13 protein-coding genes are annotated in these 20,317 nt (G+C 62.8%); 11 read left to right on the top strand and 2 right to left on the bottom strand.

The annotated features are described in order from the left end of the window. Nucleotides 1-41 precede the first annotated feature (41 nt). The 6 genes from AC5RE1_RS01880 to AC5RE1_RS01905 all read left to right on the top strand — a co-directional run bounded on the left by AC5RE1_RS01880 (nt 42) and on the right by AC5RE1_RS01905 (nt 8,979). Entirely contained in the window at nt 42-1,682 is a 1,641-nt protein-coding gene (locus AC5RE1_RS01880) for a choice-of-anchor M domain-containing protein (protein ID WP_493938245.1), read from the top strand. Then, entirely contained in the window at nt 1,679-3,328 is a 1,650-nt protein-coding gene (locus AC5RE1_RS01885) for an anchored repeat ABC transporter, substrate-binding protein (RefSeq protein WP_103631556.1), read from the top strand. The genes AC5RE1_RS01880 and AC5RE1_RS01885 overlap by 4 nt, the downstream gene beginning before the upstream one ends. Continuing rightward, nucleotides 3,325-4,320, top strand: a complete 996-nt coding sequence (locus AC5RE1_RS01890; RefSeq protein ID WP_493938246.1) for a choice-of-anchor M domain-containing protein — start codon at nt 3,325-3,327, stop codon at nt 4,318-4,320. Before AC5RE1_RS01885 ends, AC5RE1_RS01890 begins: the two co-directional genes overlap by 4 nt. Next, nucleotides 4,317-5,039: a metal ABC transporter ATP-binding protein gene (locus AC5RE1_RS01895; protein ID WP_103631552.1), complete on the top strand. Its 723-nt coding sequence runs from the start codon at nt 4,317-4,319 to the stop codon at nt 5,037-5,039. The genes AC5RE1_RS01890 and AC5RE1_RS01895 overlap by 4 nt, the downstream gene beginning before the upstream one ends. Next, entirely contained in the window at nt 5,036-5,914 is an 879-nt protein-coding gene (locus AC5RE1_RS01900) for an anchored repeat-type ABC transporter permease subunit (protein ID WP_103631551.1), read from the top strand. The genes AC5RE1_RS01895 and AC5RE1_RS01900 overlap by 4 nt, the downstream gene beginning before the upstream one ends. Before the next feature lie 293 nt (nt 5,915-6,207). Continuing rightward, nucleotides 6,208-8,979: a choice-of-anchor M domain-containing protein gene (locus AC5RE1_RS01905; RefSeq protein WP_493938247.1), complete on the top strand. Its 2,772-nt coding sequence runs from the start codon at nt 6,208-6,210 to the stop codon at nt 8,977-8,979. A gap of 262 nt (nt 8,980-9,241) precedes the next feature. On the opposite strand, the gene AC5RE1_RS01910 is transcribed toward AC5RE1_RS01905, so the two are convergent. Both AC5RE1_RS01910 and AC5RE1_RS01915 read right to left on the bottom strand, forming a co-directional pair. After that, on the bottom strand, nt 9,242-12,139 hold the full coding sequence (locus AC5RE1_RS01910) for an InlB B-repeat-containing protein (RefSeq protein ID WP_493938254.1): 2,898 nt from the start codon (nt 12,137-12,139) through the stop codon (nt 9,242-9,244). Continuing rightward, entirely contained in the window at nt 12,120-14,081 is a 1,962-nt protein-coding gene (locus AC5RE1_RS01915) for a hypothetical protein (protein WP_493938248.1), read from the bottom strand. The genes AC5RE1_RS01910 and AC5RE1_RS01915 overlap by 20 nt, the downstream gene beginning before the upstream one ends. A gap of 181 nt (nt 14,082-14,262) precedes the next feature. Here AC5RE1_RS01915 and AC5RE1_RS01920 point away from each other — a divergent pair, with 181 nt between their 5' ends. From AC5RE1_RS01920 to AC5RE1_RS01940, 5 genes are all read left to right on the top strand, one after another. Then, entirely contained in the window at nt 14,263-14,958 is a 696-nt protein-coding gene (locus AC5RE1_RS01920; protein WP_285067909.1) for a FadR/GntR family transcriptional regulator, read from the top strand. A gap of 128 nt (nt 14,959-15,086) precedes the next feature. Continuing rightward, entirely contained in the window at nt 15,087-16,526 is a 1,440-nt protein-coding gene (locus AC5RE1_RS01925; protein ID WP_493938249.1) for a four-carbon acid sugar kinase family protein, read from the top strand. A 67-nt stretch (nt 16,527-16,593) separates the two neighbouring features. Then, nucleotides 16,594-17,478, top strand: coding sequence for an NAD(P)-dependent oxidoreductase (locus AC5RE1_RS01930; RefSeq protein ID WP_493938250.1), 885 nt, complete (start codon nt 16,594-16,596; stop codon nt 17,476-17,478). Between the two features lie 41 nt (nt 17,479-17,519). Further along, nucleotides 17,520-18,413 (top strand): SMP-30/gluconolactonase/LRE family protein, encoded by an 894-nt coding sequence (locus AC5RE1_RS01935; protein WP_493938251.1) that lies wholly within the window; start codon nt 17,520-17,522, stop codon nt 18,411-18,413. 17 nt (nt 18,414-18,430) lie between these two features. After that, nucleotides 18,431-20,278 carry an alpha/beta hydrolase gene (locus AC5RE1_RS01940; RefSeq protein WP_493938252.1) on the top strand — a complete coding sequence of 616 codons (1,848 nt, stop codon included), beginning with the start codon at nt 18,431-18,433 and terminating at the stop codon, nt 20,276-20,278. Nucleotides 20,279-20,317 lie beyond the last annotated feature (39 nt).

Raw genomic sequence — 20,317 nt, forward strand, 5'->3', positions numbered from 1 at the left:
CGATAATGCGAGTCATTCTCATTATCGCTAGAAGGTTCATCATGCGCGCCACCCACCGCGGGATTCATCCCCTCCTCGCCCTGTTCACCGCGCTCCTCACCCTCGCGCTCTTTGCTACGCCGACGATCGCTGCGCCAGACCCGCAGAGCGGAGAATCAACGACAAAAGCGCTCCTCACCCACGGGCACACCGACGTCTTCACCCTCGTCCCCAACGGGCCGACGATCTCCCTCGTCGCCAAGGAGGACGTCACCACCCCGGGCGCACCGACCTACCACAACCCCGCAAAGCTCGTCCTCGGTGTCACCGACGCCACGAAAACGAGCGCGACCAAAAAGATCGAAGGCGTTGGAACCGCCGGCTACGCACTCCCCCAGTCCGAGAATCCCGCTCTCCTGTGGCCCGGTTGGGACTCGAACGCCATCGCCCCTCTGCGCCCAACCGCGATCCGCCTCGTCATCGACGAGGTCTCTGGGCCTGGTCGCATCTTCCTCTGGCGCTCGGCCGCATTCGGCGCGACCTCCCCGATCTTCGAGCAGGGCTCCCTCGAGGCCGCTCCCGGGCGCTCGATCCTCCAGAACGCGCCCGCCCACGAGCACGCGAACTGGCTCTTCACAGACGCGGGCACCTACTCCCTCACTCTCCACGGCGAGGTCGATACCCCCAACGGGCGCCTCGTCTCCGACCGAGCCTCCTACACCTTCGCCGTGGGCGCCACCGCGATCGCGCAGGCCACCCCCCGAGCGTCGGCTCCCGTCGAGCCGTCGACGCCCGGCACCGGATCGACCCCGACCCCCGCGCCAGCGCCAGCGCCAGCGCCTCAGTCCACCGCCCCCCAAGCGCCCGTACAGCCAGCCGCCGAGCAGTGCCTCCCCACCCCCGTCACCTCGAACGGGAGCGGCACTGCAGTCGGCGGATCCCACACGATACGAGCGAACACCCACGTCCACCCGAACTGGGTTTTCACCGCCCCCGGCCTCTACAAAGTCTCGATCACCCAGACCACGACCCTGAAGTCCGGTGCCCGTGTCTCGACCTCCGGCATCCTCTCCTTCAACGTCGGCGGTGCCGGAAACGCCGACTCCGGCCACTTCGACATCGGGACGAGTGCCAGCCCCTCGTCGATCTCCATGCTCGTCAAAGACGACCGCTCGCAGCCCGCGCGCTGGGTCGCTCCCTCCTCCCTCGTTTTCGGGCTTGGCTCCGCAGCCGAGACGACTGCACCCGCCGGTATCGAGTTCATCGCGAAGCAAGGTCAGAGGATCTGGATGATCTCCTCAAGCCAGGTCCCCTCCGTCCCGTGGCTCGGCGCAAACACGATGCACCCCAGCCTCCTCGCCCGCACGACCGGCGATGTCACCTGGACGCTCAACGGTGTCTCCGGCCCCGGTTCACTCGCCGTCTTCGAGTCCGGCAACTTCGGTTCGCTCGTCGGCGCCCGCTGGTTCGGCGGCAGCAGCTCAGGCTCGACGACCGTCTACGTCGGCCGCACCGCCGACGGGCACCCCTGCGAACTCGACCAGGCGACGATCGATCGTCTGCGCGCCGAGGGTAAGATCGTCGACGGCTCAGCCCTTCCCGGCGGTCTCGCATCGACCGGCGCACGCTCCGCCACCCCGGTCGTCCTCGCCTCGCTCCTCGCCCTCGCTGGGCTCGCCGCACGACGGTGGGCAAGAAGGTGAGGCGCACCCGAGCGCGTCGCGCTGGGGGTGCCCTCGTGCTCTCCCTCCTCATCGGCGCTCCTTCGCTGCTCCTCGGCGCATGTGCCCCCGTCCTCGCGGACGACGGAGTCTCTGCCGAGGAGCCTCCCGGCGCACGATCAGAGTCCGCTGCACCTGGCAGTGCTGATGTGGCCGATGACGGGTCGCAGCCTCGGATCGTTGCGACGACGCCGATCATCGCCGACCTCGTGCGCGCGGTCGCCCCGCGAGCGCGCATCGCGACGCTCGTCCCCGCAAGCGTTGATCCGCACTCCTTCGAGCCCTCGATGGCGGCCCTCCGCGACATCGCGCACGCCGACATCGCTTTCTCCAACGGACTGCTCCTCGAGCAGAGCGCACTCACCTCCTCCATCGACGCGAACCTCCCAAAGGGCGCCCAGCACGTCGCCCTCGGCGAAGAGTCCGTCCCCTTCGGCGCACGTCCGATTCCCCTCGTCGAGGACCTCTCTCTCGCGACGATCTGGCTCGGGCTGCGCGTCGACGGACGCGCCTCAACCGACTCAACCGTCTCCTTCGAAGCAGTCTCGGCGACCGGCCCCGGCGACCTCGCCGCCTTCACGACCGGCACCTTCGGCGAACCGCGCCCGTGGATCGCCTCGAAGGATGGGATCAACTCGAACGACCGCGTCGAACTCCCGACCAACGCTCACACCCACATGTCGTGGGGTTTCACCGAGCCCGGCGTCTACTCGCTCTCTCTGCGGGCGACGCTCCACTCGCCGACGGGCGACACTCCGCTCGGTGAGAAGACCCTCGTCTTCGCCGTCGGCGTCGACCCGCACTCCACCGGGCGGAGCGTCCTCGACTCCGGGCACGCCGATCTCACAGCGAAGCTTGAGGGCTCGATGACCCTGCGCGCAGACGCCCCCGCAGGCGACCTCGACCCCGACCGGATCGTCATCGCCGTCCCGGACACGACGACGACCACGATCCCCGACAATCGGTGGCGCTTCCTCGCCGAACCAGGCACCTCCGCCCGCATCCTCGCCCAGGCCGTTATCGGAACCCACGTCCACGGTGAGATCGACCCGCACATGTGGCACGATGCGAAGAACGCCATCGCCTACACTGACCTCATCGCTGACCGCCTCGCCGCCCTCGATCCCTCGCGCGCGGCCGAGTATCGGGCGAACGCTGTCGCCCGCGACGCCGAACTTGAGGCCCTCAACCGGTGGATCCGCGAAGTCGTCGCCACTATCCCTGAGAAGAGCCGTACCCTCGTGACCGCGCACGACTCCTTCGGCTACTACGCGAAGGCCTACGGGCTGCGGATCGGCGGGTTTGTCGCGCCGAACCCGTCCCTCGAGCCCTCGGCCCTCCAACTCGCTAACCTCACGCGTGTCCTCGAGCAGACGCCAGCCGCCGGAGTCTTCCTCGAACCGATCTCCCGCTCCCACCTCGGCGAGCTCGTCGCACTCGCGCACACGACCGGTAAGTCCGTCTGCTCGCTCCACTCCGACACGCTCACCGACGAGGTCCCCACTTACCTCGACCTCATGGTGTTCAACACGCGCTCGATCAAGTCCTGCCTCGACCCCGCCTCGCTACCCGCCTGGCCCTTCGAGTCGGAGGCATCCATCCCGAATCCCACCCGAGGAGACCAGTGAAACTCACGCACGCACTCGCGCTCGCCACCGCGGCTCTCATCGCCCTGGCCCCCGCCTCAGTCGCCACAGACACGACGACGCAGGACCCCGCCCTCACCCAGGTTGTCGACTCGAACGAGACCGTCGCCCCCGAAGGCACGCCTGTCGAGATCTCCGCCGGGCACGTCGACCTCGGACCGAAGTTCCTCGACGGCGCGTGGACCTTCCTCGCCCGCGACGACTCCGCTCAGACGCCGACCTGGCGCCACCTTGACGACGTCGTCCTACGAGTCTCCGACGCCGCGAAACTCGAACTCCCCGCCGACGACCAGTACTCCTTTATCTCGGCGAACGGCCCGGTCTGGGCCGTCCCCCAGTCTGAGATCGCCAACGTCGTGTGGCTCGGCTGGAACACCCAGGACCCCGAGGTCGTCGGCAGACTCGCCCAGGGCGCGACCCTCGTCTTCGAGGGACACGAGGGCGAGGGGGACTTCCACGCCTTCGTCCAGGCCGGAAACTTCTCCGGCCCCCAGCAGCTGTGGAACTCGACGAAGCCGAACTCGCAGCCGATCCACGTTGACGCAAACACGCACACCCACGCGAACTGGGTTTTCACGCAACCGGGGATCCACCTTATCCGCCTCAGCATCCAGGCCCAGCTCACCGACGGCACCACTGTCGAGGACACTCGCGTCCTCCGCTTTGCCGTCGGGGACGCCGCCGACGCGCAGAAGGCACTCGAAGCCCAGTGGAGCGTCTCGAACGCCCCTGAGTCGCCCGCTCCCGTTGACTCGCCGTCGGCCGTCGACCGCTCGACCGTTCTCCCGCTGTGGATCGCCGCGGGGCTCGGCGCCACGACCCTCGTCCTTGTCGCTCTCGTCCTCGTCGCCCGTCGCCGCAGCCACGAGCGCGAGCGGGTCGCTGAGAGGATCGTCGAGGATGGGACTTCCGGCTCCGTCGAGCCGAAGCCGGAAGCATCCGATGATGCCGACGACCGGGGGTCTCAGCGATGAGTCGCGCACTGGAGGTGTCCAGCCTGCGCGTCGACCTTGGCGGGCGGACGATCCTTGAGGATGTGTCCCTTCGAGTCGACGAGGGCGAGCTTGTCGGCCTCATCGGGCCGAACGGGGCTGGCAAGACGACGCTCATGCGCGCGATCATGGGACTCATCCCCTACCGCGGGAGCATCGAGGCGAGCGGCTCGGTCATCGGCTACGTCCCGCAGCGCCAGGATCTCGACTGGAACTATCCGATGAGCGCCGCCCAGCTCGTCGCGACCGCCTTCACCGGTCAGCGTCGCGCGCCTCGAGGTGCGACGCGCCTTGAGGCCGTCTACCGGGCTCTCGACGCAGTCGGAATGTACGCGTTCCGCAACCGGACGATCAACGAGACCTCGGGCGGTCAGAAGCAGAGGATCCTCGTCGCCCGGGCGCTCGTTACCTCGCCGCGTCTGCTCCTCCTCGATGAGCCCTTCACCGGGCTTGATCACCCGAATCAGGACGCGCTATCTCGCCTCTTCGTTGACCTCGCCCGTTCAGGAGTCGGAATCCTCATGTCAACGCACGACCTCGGGCAGGCCGTCGATATCTGCCACCGACTCGTCATGCTCAACGGGACTGTGAGGGCCGAGGGCGAGCCCTCCACCCTCTGCTCGCCGGAGCCGTGGATGGAGACTTTCCACGTCTCTAAGGACTCCGCACTCCTCCGCTCCCTCGGGATGGTGCGCCGATGAGCCTCCTCGACTTCCTCTCCGACCTCGCAAACCCCTCGCTCGCTTTCCTCCCGAGGGCGCTCCTCATCGCTGTCCTCTCCTCACTCGTCTGTGGCCTCGTCGGTGCGCACGTCGTCCTGCGCGGACTCTCCTTCGTCGGCGATGCGCTCTCACACGCTGTATTCCCCGGAATCGCGATCGCCTTCGCGCTCCAGGGGTCGATCCTCCTGGGAGGAGCCGCAGCCGGGATCCTCGTCGCGATCCTCATCTCCGTCTTCTCCCAGAACCGCCGGGTCGGCGAAGACTCCGTCATCGGCGTCTTCTTCGCCGCCGCTTTCGCCCTTGGCCTCGTCGTCGTCGCACGAACGCCTGGCTACACGGGATCCCTTGAGTCGCTCCTCTTCGGGTCGCTCACCGGCGTGACGAACACCGATGTCCTCATCTCCCTCGGGGCGTGCGCCGCAATCGGCATCGCCCTCGCGCTCTTCCACGACCGGATCGTTCTCGTAAGTGTCGACCGCGATTTCGCGATCTCGGCGGGCCTGCACGTTGGGCGCATCGATTTGCTTCTCCACCTCGCCATCGCTACTGCCGTCGTCGTCTCCATCCAGACGATTGGGAACGTCCTCGTCCTCTCGCTTCTCATCGCTCCCGCGGCGACCGCGCGACTCCTCACCGACCGCGTCATCCCCATGATGCTCATCGGCCCGGTCATCGGTGCCGTCTCTGCCTTCCTCGGCATCTGGGCCTCCTGGTCGCTCAACATCCCCTCGGGCGCGGCGATCGTCCTCGTCGCGACCCTCTTCTTCGTCCTCGCTCAGCTCCTCTCGCCCGGGCGCGGACTCCTCCTTCGCGCCCGACCGGTGGCGCAGACCACAGAAAGGACACTCGCATGAGGCCCCTGCCGTTCACCGGCCTCCTCACCGCGGCCGCCCTGCTCGCCGCGCCGATACTCACCGCACCCGTGGCGCACGCAGTCCCGTCAGAAACGACCTCTCCCACGGAGTACGCCTCCGGCTCGACCAACGCTGAGGCCGCACCCTCGTCCCCCGGAGCGCCCGACGATCCCGAGCACCTGCCCGGAGAGGCTGGCTACGGGGACCTCGTGCCCGCCGACCTCACGGTTCCTGCGGGCTCGCCCGGCGCCGACCCGGAGGCGACCCCTGGGCCCGACGGCCGCGTTCCCCACGTGTGCGCTGGCCGCAAGCTCCTCCACCACGCGCATGTTGACGCCGCCTACGTCACCCGTGTCGACGACACCTTCACCGTTACTGTTGTCGATGGGCGCAAAGTCGTCAAGGACCCAAACTCCGTCTGCGTCCGACTCGCCCCCGACGCGCGTACCTCCGACTCCCAGGAAGTCTCACGCATGGTCGTCCCCTCGGGTGGCCTCTTCAACTTCATTGGCAAGCCCGGCGACATTGTCTGGCGTGCCCCCCAGGAGCAGATCGACAACTGGCGTCCCGTCTGGGCTGGCATCGGCGCCTTCGACACGGCGCACGAGGTCGCCCAGCCCGAGGGGATCCTTCTTGACGAGGTGAAGCTCTCGATCGCGAATTCCTCCGGGCCCGGAGCCGTCGAGGTGTGGCGCACCGTCGGCACGAACTCCCTGAGTCGAGGGCTCTCTTCCGACCCCTCGCTCGCGCCGCTCTCCCTCCAGGCTGGCTCCCACGGCCACTGGAACTGGACCTTCTCGAAAGCGGGCGTCTACCGGCTGGACATGGTTGCCTCCTACACGTCCACCTTGACCCAGAGAGCCGTTAATTCCTTGCCCTCGACCATCACGTGGCTCGTCGGCTCCGATGACGAGGTCGGTCTGCCCGAAGGCACCACAACCTCCCTCACTCCGATCGGAACGACTACCGAGCAGGTGAAGGAGAAGATGATCGCTTCCGGCGAACTCTCCACCGAGGAGACGCCCGCCGAGCCCGAGCCTCCCTTCACCCAGGCCGAGGCCCGCAAGCAGATCGAAGCGCTCTTCGGCTCTACTGCGAAGGCTCCATCCTCACCCTCCTCCCCCTCCCACTACGTCTACAAGGGGACCTTCAAAGATGATGTGCGGGCTGGCGTGCCGATCAAGCGGGTGACCCTCGAGGTGAACGCGAACGACAAGTCGATCCCCGGGGAACCGATCCTCGAAATCCCCGACTCACTCAAACAGACGACCGCCGACAGCGACCGCTGGGTCCTGCCTACCTCCGGTGAGCACGGATCGCTCGGATTCGACTTCACCCAAATGCCCGCCGATCTGCGCTCCGGGCCAGCCGTTTACTCCGTCGACACCTTCGACGGCCCCAAGGGCGGCCGCTACATCGCGGGGACCGTCACCGACGGGGCGATGAACGTCACCCTCGATACGACGCGCGACCCCAACCGCGGCTTCACCGTCGATGCAGCCGCAGTTCCCCTCGCCCACGTCTTCACGAAGCCAGGCGTCTACACCGTCGGTTTCAACATCGAGACGCGCGACAAGGACGGGAACTTCTCCTACAAGTCCCGCTCCGCTCACTTCGTCGTCGGCGACGCCGCGATCTCGGCGCTGCGCGCGATCACCGCGGAGAACAACGGCGAGGCGCCCTCACCCTCTCCAAACCCTGCGAATCCGGATGCCGATGCGCCACCGAGCGGTGGCGTTCAGCCCGGCAATCCCTCGATACCTGATCCTGCCAACCCGTCCACCCCTTCCCATCCCGGCGATTCGGCGATCCACATCATCACCGAAGGTCACATGGATCAGGCGATGTCCCTGAGGGACGGGAAGGCGGAGGTCTTCGTCGACGACACCGCCGACCCGCGCCATCCCGTCCACCGCGCCTCCGGAACCTTCGCCTACGCCGTCCCCGACTCGACGCACGCGAAGATCCCCGCCGGCGCGAAGGGCTACAGTGAACTCGCCGCTGCGGCGCCCGAAGGTGTGTGGAGTCTGCCCGAGACCCAGCTCGAGGGCATCCCCTGGGTCGGCTTCTCAACCCAGCGGGTCGACTACTCGCAGCTCTCAAGCAAGGGCGTCGAGGTCGCGATGAGGAACTTCACCGGCCCTGGTCGCCTCGTCACCGGCGTCTCCTCCCTCTTCGAGGGATTCACGCCCCGACTCGACTCGACGAAGCCCGACATGGTCCTCCACTACCTCTTTGGATCACACGACCACCAGGCCTTCTACTTCACGAAGCCCGGGCGCTACTCGACCGACTTTGTCTACACCGCGCACCTCGCTGACGGCTCCACCATCGAGAAGACGCTCCATGCGATCTTCCTCGTCGGCGACGACACCATCAAGAGGGGCGCTGAGCCGAACCCCTCGCCTGAGCCGAATCCCTCGCCCGCACCGAACCCGGAGCCCGGCGACACCCTTCCCATCGACGAACTCGTCGCGAAGCTCAACGCCGAGTCCCACAGGAACTGGACGAACCCGAACAACGGTGCGCAGCGGCCCGTCCAGCCCACGCCCGCTCCGGGCACCTCCCCGTCAACCGGATCACCGTCCACGGGCTCCCCCTCAGCAAGTGCGAGCGCCCCGGCCTCGCCGATCGAGAACCCGACCGCGGCCGCCGCGCGCCTCGCCGAGGGTGCCGGGCAGACCGGAACCCCGGTAACCGGTGGGTCGACCGTGTCCGGCTCACTACTGTCGTCGAACTCGGCGGCCGACGCGGAGTCAACGAGCTCCGACTCCGACGCATCGGACGCTTCCAGCGCCGACGAATCCCAGTCGAGCGGCGTCGCGGGTCTGGACTTCGCGGACTCCTCACAGTCAGGAGCGTCCACGACGCGGGCACTCACCAAGCCCGCTACCCCAGTGAGCGCCCTGCTCAATCCTGAGCGCGGTTCCGCCTCGTACGGGAGCGGCTCGAACTGGTGGCAGTGGATCCTCGTAGGGATCGGCGGTAGCGGACTCGTCGGGGCGTGCGCCTGGGCGCTTCTCCTGCGCAAGCGCGTAAACGGCCGCGCACGTAGAGTTCGCTGACACGTCTCCCGGATCAACTACCCAGCCCGTGACTGAGTGAAATGTGAGCGCCGAGCGGCGGCCCGGACCTTCCCGGTTCGAGCCGCCGCTTCGTCGTCTACTTCTTCGTTTGCGCCTCCGCCTACTTCTTCATCCGAACGAGCCGCTGGCGAACTTGGCGCTGGCGCTAACTTCGACTTTGAGTCTGACTTTGGCACTGGCGCTGACTTTGGCGCTGGCAAAGCCTCCACCAAAGCTTCAGCAGCCCCGCGGGTTATGCCCGCTACGCTTTCCTCCTGGTCCTGCTGATCACCAGCGCAATGCCAGCTACAGTAAACAAGGCTGCCGCATAGAGATAAACCAGCACATTAGCTCCGGTTACTGGTACGGAGGGCACCACTTTTTCTGCAAATACCGGGGTGATCTCCGTGTCCTCACTGAACTTATGCCGTTTCGTGAAGTCATAAACTCCCAGTTTAGCTTGCCCCTCATTTTGGGCAGCTTTATCAGCTGACCAATGCTTCAACCCGGTTGCGGCCTTATCTTTATCGCTGACTGCAATCTCGGGAATCTCTACCCAAGCCTTGGGGTTAACCCAATAGCTCTGAGGAGGCAGCTTGTCCAGTCGACTGGAGGGCTCCACCGTCACCTTTACATAGGTTTTTCCATCCAAGAGTTTCGCCAAATCGCCATGAGGATCGGTTGCCTGCTTCAAGAAGTCTGGCATGGGTCCCGTAGGGGGCGCATCGTACCGGTTCTTATAAACCCTTATGGGCAACTCGATCTCTTCAATCTTTTCTCGGCCCGCAAACTTAACTTTCGCTTTGAGTTTCACGGTACGAACAAGTTCGTTTGAATCCGGTTCTTCTTTTACCAGCGTGTAAAGATCATTCTGGGTGGCTACGGAGGTACCGTTTTCATCTACGAACTCTACCGTCGCGTCATCAGGCAGTTTCGTTATCTTGGTTTTGTCTTTACTCTGCAGCTGAATAGCTGCCTTCAGCTCATCCAGAGTGGGCACAAAATTATTGATCCAGGTGTCATCGGATGCCTTAAAGGACTCGGTAGTCGCCACCCCTTTAGTCATCAGATCTGACCAATCAAACTGTGCGGTAAAGGTATGGTTTTCTTTTATCTCCGTGCCCGGCGATAAAAGTGGTTCCTTATCCCACTCTTTAAAGCTCTTGCCTTCTTCCGGCGTGACATAGTGCTTGTTCTCGTCCGGCTTTTTTCCATTCTCCAATTCTTGGGGAACTGGAAGCAGATCAGACTTAAGCCCCTTCAGTACATCGTAATTAATTTCTTTGATGGGGTTCCCATCTGTGCCGGCACCGAAGGAGCCGCCCTCACTGGCCTTAAAGGTTACCCGGACGTACCCGTCTGGAGGAGTAGGACTATTTGAGGGCACCTCAATAACCCTGACATCCTGATAGTAGAAGGTAATCTCATCGGAACCGGTACCGTTGATTCCTTTGAATTCATTAGTCTTTTCATCTACATCGTAGAAGAGCTGCTGCTGGGGAGCAGACGTTAGCCTCCAGCCGTTTATCGGCTTATAGTTTCTGGCATCGTAATGTCGACAGAGGCTAGTCACTGTTTCCTGGTCTAGAATACGGTACTTCTCTATAATGTTTTTCTTTTCCGCATCGGTAGTGGCTTTCGCCAGCTCTGTCTCAGCTCTTTGGTCCACATAGTTAACCTTGTAATCACGGGTCCGGAAGGGGCGATAGAAGAAGTGGAACTCATTGTCCTTGGCTTTCGGATTATCAACTAATTTCCCGTCTTCTAGAATCTGTTTCGGTTCTACCCTAAGCGTCTGGAAATAGGTGTTATCTTTCGTTGCCCGATGCTCGCCAGCCAGCTTTTGATAACCCTCATAGAGTTTTTTAGTTTCTTCGTCTTTGGTGTTCCGCAATTCTTCATCGGAAGCCAAAATCCATTTGGCATCTTGCTTAGAACCAATGGCGGCCACGTATTTTTCGGCGCGCTGGTTTCCTTTAGTTTCTGTAGCCGGATTATCCGTCACGGTCTTATCAATTGCGAGATCGTTATCCAAGAAGTGGTGGAAAACCTTTACATCCTGCATATCATTTTTTACCCAAATGGCTTTCAGGTAAATGGAACTGACTACGTCGTTACCGTAGGAGTAAAGTTCCGGAACTTTATAGGTGTCCCGATAAGAAGTATCCACTTTGTCGGTGTATTCGCCGGTATTGGCATCCTTCTGATAGCGCAGCACCTCCCAACCCATGAAGCTATAGCCTTTTCGGGTTGGTTTATTCGGTTCTACCAGTTTTTGCCGCTGCACTACAGTAAAGACTTGCTTATCCCCTTCGTTTTCACCCTTTTTCGCGTAGGTGACTTCTTTTTGGTCAGAGACATCGCCTTCCTTAATGGTCTTAGGTGCGGTGGTAACATTCTTCTCCTCAATGGGATCTAGCTTGCCCCCATTGGGATCGAAGGTTACCTTCCACTTATAGTCTGGTTCCCCCCATTTGGCGTAGAGCACCAGGTTGTGCACAGGCATAGTTTCCTTGTTTTCCCAAACCAGTTTCTGCCCGGCCGGGTCTAGCGCCCAACCCTTAAATACCATTTGGGGTGCGAGGCCCTTAGGCCTCTTAATCCGATCATTTCCCTCGTCATCTTTTTCCACCAGATCCGTCAGCTCTAGATCAATTAAGGTCTGCGGGTTATCTAGGTCTAAATCCTTTAAGGGTTTTTGGTAGAAGACGTCTGTCTGATTGGTCTCGTCGTACTCGCTGTCGTCCTTGAGGTTTGCGGGGTCATTGTTGAACCGCAACTTGTACTTATTCCGGTGGTACTGGAAGCGAATATAGCCATTTTTATCAAATGGCTCGCCTTCCTCTGCCCGCGGATCGCCGAATTCATCGGCTCGGTTAAAGAAAGTGCGCATAAACTGCATGTCGCCCTTGGTTTTTTCGTTGCCATAGGGGTCTATTACCGTTTCGTCAGGAAGGGGAGTTGTATCTGCCCGCTCCTCGTTCATAGCAGCAAGCTCATCCTCGGTAAGCTTCTGGGAGGGTTCGGATAGGCCGTAAGGGGTAAAGCCCTGCACCTTTGGGTACGGGTGACCATAGGCTGAACTTTCGGTATCCGCTTTGGTTCGATAGAGATTGTAGTCAACGATGGTCTCTCCGGACTCAAACCCATCCATCCACATCCATCCAAAAGTCCATGTGGTGAGGTATTGGCTGAGTTTCTTCTCCGGAACCACCCCGTTGTTCGATACCAAAGGAAAGAGTAGTGAAAGTTCTCGGTTTAGCATTCCAGTTGACGTCCAAAGTGACGCCATTTCCGGCATCAATCTCGTTAGTGTAACCACCCAGTCTCTCGTAGGCTGCCATATCGAGAAACTCTTCAGCCGAGAGCCGGTAGGGAGGAGTATCGCGGTATTGCCAATTTGGAATAACGTAGTTTGGTCCCCAGCCAAAACTTTGCTTACCCTCGGAAAACCCCTTGGTTTCCTGGGCGTCATCTGGCCACTCTGTCATCAACTGGTTAAACCGGGCCTTAAAGTGGTATGGATTACCTGGTTCCCCTAACTTTTTACCGTGTCTCCAAATTTCCGGATAGAAGGTCGACTCAGCTTGATCACCCGTCTTAGCATTCGACTTCGTAAAGTAAAGGTCATACACCTGGCGATCATAATAGATGTTATAAATGGTTTTGCCGGTGGAAGAAACCGCCTTTACTACGTCTGGGCTATTTGGATCAGCGTTTTCTTTATCGGTTAAATCTTTATTGTATTTATAAAATTTATTAAGGTAAAGGAAGGCGCCACGGTAAAATCTTTGGTTGTTCCATATTTTATCTAACCGCGCCTGATCTAGATCCGGAAACTCCACCCCTTTTACCGTCTCATTTTCAAGGTCTGGACGAGTACCGGTGGCCTGATCCTTATACACATGGGTACCCACGAAGTCGTACTTTTCTAAAAGAGAAGCCCCCTCGGGGTAGTCGGCCTTTTCCGTCCAAAATTGGATTACATAGTCTGCCTTCTCGTTATCTTTCCACGCCGCGGTGAACTTGACGTTTTCAGCCGGAATAATCAGCTTAGCATTGAGATCTTTAATCGCATTCCCGCTGCTGTCTTTAATAACTTCGCCGGCCTTAAACGTCGTCTTGCCAGATTCATCTTTTAGGTCAATCGAAGGCTTCCAACCTTGGAAGGTAGCTCCCACTTTTTCGGGAATATCTTTTTTCTCGAGAGTGGGGATGACCTGCCCGTAGTACAGAGTGCGGGAAGGAAGTTCCGCACCCCCATCGGTGTCGAAAGTGACGTCATAGTGGTTACGGTTGTAACGGTATTCCACTGAAAAATTCTTCGTGTCTTGGGGAACCTGCACCGTAATAGAATCAGCCTCTGGAATAAAACCCGCTATTTGAGCTTCATCTAAAGGCTTAACTTCTAGATCGGAACCGACGCTACCTTCCTCAGTAGTTTCAGTTATTTCTGTTTCCCCGGGTTTTGTACCATATTTGTCAAAATCATTGATGTCTTGGAAAACATGCTTGATCTTGACGCTATTTTTTACAGCCGGGTACTTAAAGGATCGAGTTTTCTGATAGGTCTTTCCGTATTCATCATCGCCACTCTGTTCGCCCTTTTTAGCTTCGTTAACCACCGTGTCGTAGTCGATAGGGAAATTACCTTGAGGCTTATCGTAACCCAGGAAATCCGGGAGGCTAATAGTCTTATTTACCTTGCCTTTTTCGTCTTGAGTAGCACCTGCCCCTACGGTCGCCACATAGGGCTGGTAGTTGATGGCATAGTCTCCATCTCTCTCAACCCGATAATCGCTACGGAGGGTGTAGATATCTGGCTGCTCCGGATTCTTGACGAACTCTTCCGTTGTTTTGCCATCAGGAAGCTTCACCGGTTCCAGTTCCATGGAATTTTGGTATTTGCTGGTTTCCGCAGCGTCAGCTGTCAGCAGCCGGGAAAATATCACTGCCACCGGAAGTATCAATGCCAGCGCCAGCAGTAGAGACAGGGTTTGCTTGAACGAAACTTTCATGGGGGGGGACTTTCCGTCTCTGATGCCATAATTTGTTTTTGAAGGCAAATATTGGTATTTCTGACTATTAATTATTTTAGCCATTAAAACACTGTCTTACAAACCCTTTAAGGCGGGTAAGAGTGCCGGCTCGCCCTGACACCTCAAATCGTCGGGCGCTCGGCGAGGGCGGGGCGGACGTTCACCCCAGAAGGCTCAGAGGCCCCTCCTCATCTAGAGGCCCCTCCTCATCTATGGGAGAATCCTAATGAGCGAAGGAGGGGGCATGCGCAAGGACTTGGTCGAACAGGTCGTCGACACCGTGATCGACAGGATCGTCGAGGGCGCGTACCGCGAGGGCGACGCCCTGCCCGGCGAGGTCGACCTGGCGAAGGAGCTCGACGTCTCCCGCCTCACCGTCCGCGAGGCCGTGAAGGTCCTCAAGGATCGGGGGGTCCTCGAGGTGCAGCAGGGACGCGGCACTTTCCTCGCGCCGCGGACCCGGTGGACCGATCTGTCGACGGTCATCGCACTGACGATGCGCGAGTCCTCGCCGCGCGACGCCGGACTCCGACTCGTCGAACTGCGACGGATGATCGAGGTCGGGGCCGCAGGTCTCGCCGCGCGCAACCGCACAGACGAGGACCTCGAGGCCCTCGAGTCCCTGCTCGAACGGATCGACGAGGCCACGGCGGCCGGGGAGATCGAGGCGAACGTCGATGCGGACCTCGATTTCCACAGGCGCATCCTCCTGGCGAGCGCGAATCCCTTCATGCCGGTCGTGCTCGCCCCCCTCGCCCAGGCGCTTCACGAGTCCCGCTTCGTCACGGCCTCACAGCCCGAAGTGCGCAGGCGGGCCCAAGACCACCACCGGGCGATCCTCGACGCGATCCGTTCAAAGGACGAGGAGGCAGCGAAGGACGCGATGCGCTCGCACATGACGCAGACGCGGCTCGATCTTCTCGCGAACACGGTCGAGTAGGAACGGAATCCACAAGTCCTCAGAGGACTACTTGCGCGCACGCCGATGCGTGGCGTATAGTGACACCAGTCCTCAGAGGTCTGAGCAATGGTGCTCGGACGAGAGGGCCCGAATCCCGAAGGAGTGTCATGCCGCTCATCAGCCGCGACGAACTCGTCGCAGGGCTCCCCCCGCACGCCCCCGTCTCCCCCGCCGACGTCGACGCCGCCCGTGCCTCCGCCGCCCGGCGCCCCGTCCTCGTCGTCCTCGACGACGACCCGACGGGCACCCAGTCCGTCGCGGATCTGCCCGTCCTCACCGCATGGGAGGAGGCCGACTTCGACTGGGCCCTCGCGACGGGCTTCCCCGCCGTCTACGTGATGACGAACTCGCGCTCCCTCGCCCCCGCCGACGCGGAGCGCGTCAATCGCGAGGTCGTCGCCTCCGCCCTCGCCTCGGCGAAACGCCTCGGCGTCGAGATCGATTTCGTCTCCCGCTCCGACTCGACGCTCCGCGGCCACTTCCCCCTCGAGCCCGACACGATCGCCGCCGCCCTCGAGGAGAACGGCGAACACGGAGTCGACGGGGTCGTCCTCGTCCCTGCCTTCCCCGAGGCCGGAAGGATCACCCTGCGCGGAATCCACTACGCCGGATCCGCCGAAACGGGCTACGTCCCCGCCGCCGAGTCCGAGTTCGCGAAGGACAACACCTTCGGGTACGCCCATTCGATGATCGCGGACTGGGTGGAGGAGAAGACCGGCGGCCGCACCCCGGCCGGGCGGGTCCTCCTCATCGACATTGAGACCCTGCGCACCGACCCCGATCGGACGGTCGAGATCCTGAGGAGCGCCCGGGATTCGCAGCCCATCGCGGTCGACGTCGTCGAGGCCTCAGACATGCGAGCCCTCGCCCTCGCCCTCATCCGCGCCGAGGAGGCCGGCTCGCGCTTCGTCTACCGCGTCGGCCCGCCCTTCGTCCGCGAGCGCATCGGGCAGATCGCCCACGAGCCGCTCACCTCCGAGGAGATCGCGCAGTCGCGCTCCGGGAGGATCCCGAGCGCCGGCGGCCTCGTCGTCGTTGGCTCGCACGTCGGCGTCACCGCCCGCCAGCTCGACCGGCTCACCGCGAGGTCCGAGGCCGAGGTGCTCGTCCTCGATTCGGCGCGAATCATCACCGGCGACCGCGCGGAGGAGCACATCCGCGAGCTCGTGGAGAAGGCCGCCGCCGCCCTCGAAACGAACACGATCATCCTGCGCACCTCGCGCGCGATGCTCTCCGGATTCGATGCGGACACCGCCCTCGCCCAGGCGCGCGCGATCTCCGCGGCGATCGTCGCCGTCGTTCACGGCGTCGTCGAGCGGGTCACTCCCCGATTCGTCGTCGCGAAGGGCGGGATCACCTCCTCCGACGTCGCCTCGAAGGGCCTCGAGATCCGGCGCGCCCGAGTCATCGGACCGATGCTCCCCGGCATCGTCTCCCTCTGGTCCTCCGTCGACGGGATCGCCGCCGGCGTCCCCTATATCGTCTTCGCAGGCAACGTCGGCACCGACGAATCCCTCGCGGACGTCGTCGAGAAGCTCGAGAAGTAGCACCTTCATCCCCACCCGACCGCGGACGACGAGGTCCACGGCCCCCACCTTCAAGGAGAGAACACCCATGTCGAAGCAAATCGCCGTCCTCGGTCTCGGAGCGATGGGACTGCCCATGGCCTCCCATCTCGCCAAGACCTTCGAGGTCACCGGATTCGACCCCTTCGAGGAGCGCCGCACCCTCGCCACCGAGCACGGCGTCGCCGTCGCCGACTCCGCCCCCGTGGCCGCCTCCGGCGCGGACTTCGTCCTCATCGCCGTGCGCAACGCCGCCCAGCTCGAGGAGGTCCTCCACGGGCCCTCCGGCGTCGTCCCGGTCCTCGAACCCGGAGCCGCGATCATCCTCACCTCCACCGTCGGCGCCGAGGCCGTCGAGGCCGAGGCCGCGCGCCTCGCCGAAACGGGCATCGGCCTCGTCGACGCACCCGTCTCCGGCGGCCCCGTCCGAGCCGGGGAGGGCGACCTCCTCGTCACCTGCGGCGCGACCCCCGAGGTCTGGGAGAGGGCGAAGCCCGTCCTCGACGAGATGGCGGGAACGCTCGTCCTCGTCGGCGACGCCCCCGGCAAGGGGCAGTCGATGAAGACCGTCAACCAGCTCCTCTGCGGCGTCCACATCGCCGCCGCCGGAGAGGCGCTCGCCCTCGCGGGGAAGCTCGGGCTCGATCAGAGGATGGTCCTCGACGCGCTCATGGCCGGCGCCGCCCAGTCCTTCATGCTCGGCAACCGCGGGCCCCGCGCGATCGAAGCCTGGGAGGGCGCCGATCCCGAGGTGTGCTCGCGACTCGATATCTTCGTCAAGGACATGGGCATCGTCACCTCCGCCGCGAAGCGCGCGGGCATCGCCGTTCCCGTGGCCGCCGCCGCCGAACAGCTCTACATCCTCGGCAATGCGCAGGGGCGCGGCGCCGAGGATGATTCCACGCTCATCCGAATCATCGCCCCGCATTCATGAACCGCTCACCACGACGATGTGGCGAACACAAGGAGAACAGCATGCAATTCCACGAACTCATCCCGGATCCTACGGGACTCGATCGCGTCTTCACAGGGGGGCGCTGGCTCGAAGGCCCCTGCTGGATCCCCGGAGCGAATAGACTCCGCTTCTCCGACGTCATCGGCGACCGCGTGTGGGACTTCGATCCCGCGAGCGGCGAAGCGACCATCCACCTCGAGCGCCCCGACCACGTCAACGGGCGGACCATCGATCTCGACGGCTCGGTCATCCAGTGCTCCCACGGAGGACGGCGTCTCGAACGCGATCGGAACGGGGAGATCAGCACCATCGTCGACCACTGGCACGACGCGAGATTCAACGCCCCGAACGACGTCGTCGTCTCCTCCGACGGCTCCATCTGGTTCACCGACCCCGCCTACGGGATCATCTACCCCGAGGAGGGCCACCCCGGTAGTCGCGAGTACTGCGATCATTGGGTCTTCCGCATCACGCCCGAGGGACGACTCACAGTCGCCATCACCGACCTCGTCGAGCCCAACGGGCTCGCGTTCTCCCCCGACGAGACGATCCTCTACGTCGCCGACTCCGCCGCGCTCAATCGCGAAGGGGCAATGGGTCGCCATCACATCCGCCGATACCTCATCGACGACTGGCGGGTGAAGGCGGGCGAGGATTTCGTCGAGGTCAACCCCGGAGTCCCCGACGGGATCAAGGTCGACGAACACGGCAACGTCTGGTCCTCCTGTCTCGACGGGGTCGTCGTCTTCGCCCCGGACGGTCGCGAGATCGGCAGAATCCCGGTTCCCGAGAAGGTCGGGAATCTCTGCTTCGGCGGCGAGAGCGGCACCGACCTCTACATCGCGGCCTCCACTTCCATCTACCGGATCCCCACATCGACCCGCGACTGCCGACGCCCTTCGAGCAGAGCATGAGACGGAAGGAGACGACCATGCCCACCACGACCTCACCCGATACCGCGACCATTCGAGGCGCCTCGCCGAGAAGCCTCTGGACCGCCCTGGCCCTCCTCCTCGTCCTCTCGATCTCAGGAGCATTCCTCTGCGTCGAAGCCGACCGGGGATTCGGGCGCGTCGACGTTCGGACCGTCGAATTCATGACCGAATCGAACGTTCCCATGACCGCGAAGATCTACCGACCGACCTGGGTGACCAAGGAGAACCCGGCACCCGGACTCCTCGCCCTTCACGGCTACCAATCGGACAAGGAGGCGACGACCACCTTCGGGACCATCGAATTGGCGCGGCGCGGTTTCGTCGTCCTCAGCATCGACCAGTTCGGCCATGGGTACTCCACCCAGCACGGCGTCGACCCGGAGATCCTGTCCGGAGCGGCCTACGGCCTCACCCACCTCAAATCCCTCCCCTTCGTCGATCCGACCATGATCGGAACCTACGGTCACTCCACCGGATCGATCTACGCGGTCAAACTCGCCAAGTCCGACGAGGACGTGCGCGCAGTCGTCGCACTGTCCGGCAACGGTGGCGACCCCGATATTCACGAGGTCCGAAACTACCTGCTCGTTCAGGGGGACAACGAGGAGATCGGCCCCTACCGGGAGAAGACCTTCCCCGTCTCCTCCCTCACCACCCACCCCGCACGACTCGAAGCCTTCGGGCTGGGCGACTCCGACGTCCTCGAGTGGAACCACACGTACGGGGACTTCTCCGACGGCAGCGCGCGACGCGCCGAACTCGTCTCGGGAACCCACTTGGGCGTCATGACCTCGGGGGCGTCGAACACCGCGGTCGTCGATTGGTTCAACACGGCTCTGCGCGACGGCGCGCAGGACGAGCATTGGATCCCCTCGGATTCTCATGTCTACCAGTGGAAGGAGATCGGCGGGGCAATCGCCCTCTTCTCCCTCGTCGCCTCACTCATCCCCCTCCTCGGCCTGCTCCTGCGCCTTCCGGCCTTCGCCGGGCTCCGCGCCTCCGAGGGTTCCTACGCCGGAAGCGGCCGCCGGGGTCTCGTCGTCTCCGCCGTACTCGGAATCGTCACCACGATCATCCTCTATCCCCTGTGCACGCAGAAGGGCGGAGGGAAGGACCCCGTTTCCGCAGCGATCCCCTTCCTCCCGCTTCAGATGGGCAACGGCATCGCGACGTGGCTCGTCGTCACCACCGTCCTCACGCTCGTCGTCGTGCTCGTCTGGAAGCGCCTCGGCGTGGGCAGGACGACGACATGGTCCGAGCTCGGAGTCGTCCCCAAGACCGATCGCGCGCGCGGAATCGGCACGGCCCTTCTCCTCTCCCTCGTCCTCGTCGCATGGCCGGCCGTCGTCGTCGCGATGAGCGCCTTCTTCAGGGGACCGGAGTTCCGAGTGCTGTGGCCGATGCTCAAGCCGCTCACCCCTGAACGCGCTCTGGTCCTCCTCCCCTACTTCTTCATCATCTGGTCGTTCTTCTTCGTGGTCAACGGCCTCTCCCTCAACACCGTGTCCCGAATTCCGGCGCGCGAGGGCGAACGGCTCAGCCTCCTCTGGGCGAAGCGATTCGGTTTCGCGTGGGTGAGCGCGATTCTCGGCCTGTGCCTGCTCTGGCTGTTCCACTTCGTGCCCGGCTACCTCGGGATCGGTCCGGGAATGGACGTCATCGGCCTGCCGACGTTCGGCGGACGATGGATGATGATGCTCGACGTCATCATCCCCCAGTTCACGGCGCTCGTCGCCCTCAACGTCTGGTTGCAGGTGCGAACGCGCTCGATCTGGGTCGCCAGCACCGTCGGCGCCGCCCTGTTCACATGGATGATGGTCGGCGGCCAGGTCGGCGTCTTCTGACCCCGCGTCAGGGGTCGTCGCTCACCTGATGAGTGATTG

Source organism: Actinotignum sp. usb-actsch-rep-73, assembly GCF_059082735.1.

Coding starts and splice junctions, on each gene's coding strand:
- AC5RE1_RS01930 (WP_493938250.1), top strand. CDS start 16,594: ATGTCGAAGCAAATCGCCGTCCTCGGTCTCGGAGCGATGGGACTGCCC.
- AC5RE1_RS01925 (WP_493938249.1), top strand. CDS start 15,087: ATGCCGCTCATCAGCCGCGACGAACTCGTCGCAGGGCTCCCCCCGCAC.
- AC5RE1_RS01920 (WP_285067909.1), top strand. CDS start 14,263: ATGCGCAAGGACTTGGTCGAACAGGTCGTCGACACCGTGATCGACAGG.
- AC5RE1_RS01880 (WP_493938245.1), top strand. CDS start 42: ATGCGCGCCACCCACCGCGGGATTCATCCCCTCCTCGCCCTGTTCACC.
- AC5RE1_RS01895 (WP_103631552.1), top strand. CDS start 4,317: ATGAGTCGCGCACTGGAGGTGTCCAGCCTGCGCGTCGACCTTGGCGGG.
- AC5RE1_RS01935 (WP_493938251.1), top strand. CDS start 17,520: ATGCAATTCCACGAACTCATCCCGGATCCTACGGGACTCGATCGCGTC.
- AC5RE1_RS01910 (WP_493938254.1), bottom strand. CDS start 12,139: ATGTGGATGGATGGGTTTGAGTCCGGAGAGACCATCGTTGACTACAAT.
- AC5RE1_RS01915 (WP_493938248.1), bottom strand. CDS start 14,081: ATGGCTAAAATAATTAATAGTCAGAAATACCAATATTTGCCTTCAAAA.
- AC5RE1_RS01940 (WP_493938252.1), top strand. CDS start 18,431: ATGCCCACCACGACCTCACCCGATACCGCGACCATTCGAGGCGCCTCG.
- AC5RE1_RS01900 (WP_103631551.1), top strand. CDS start 5,036: ATGAGCCTCCTCGACTTCCTCTCCGACCTCGCAAACCCCTCGCTCGCT.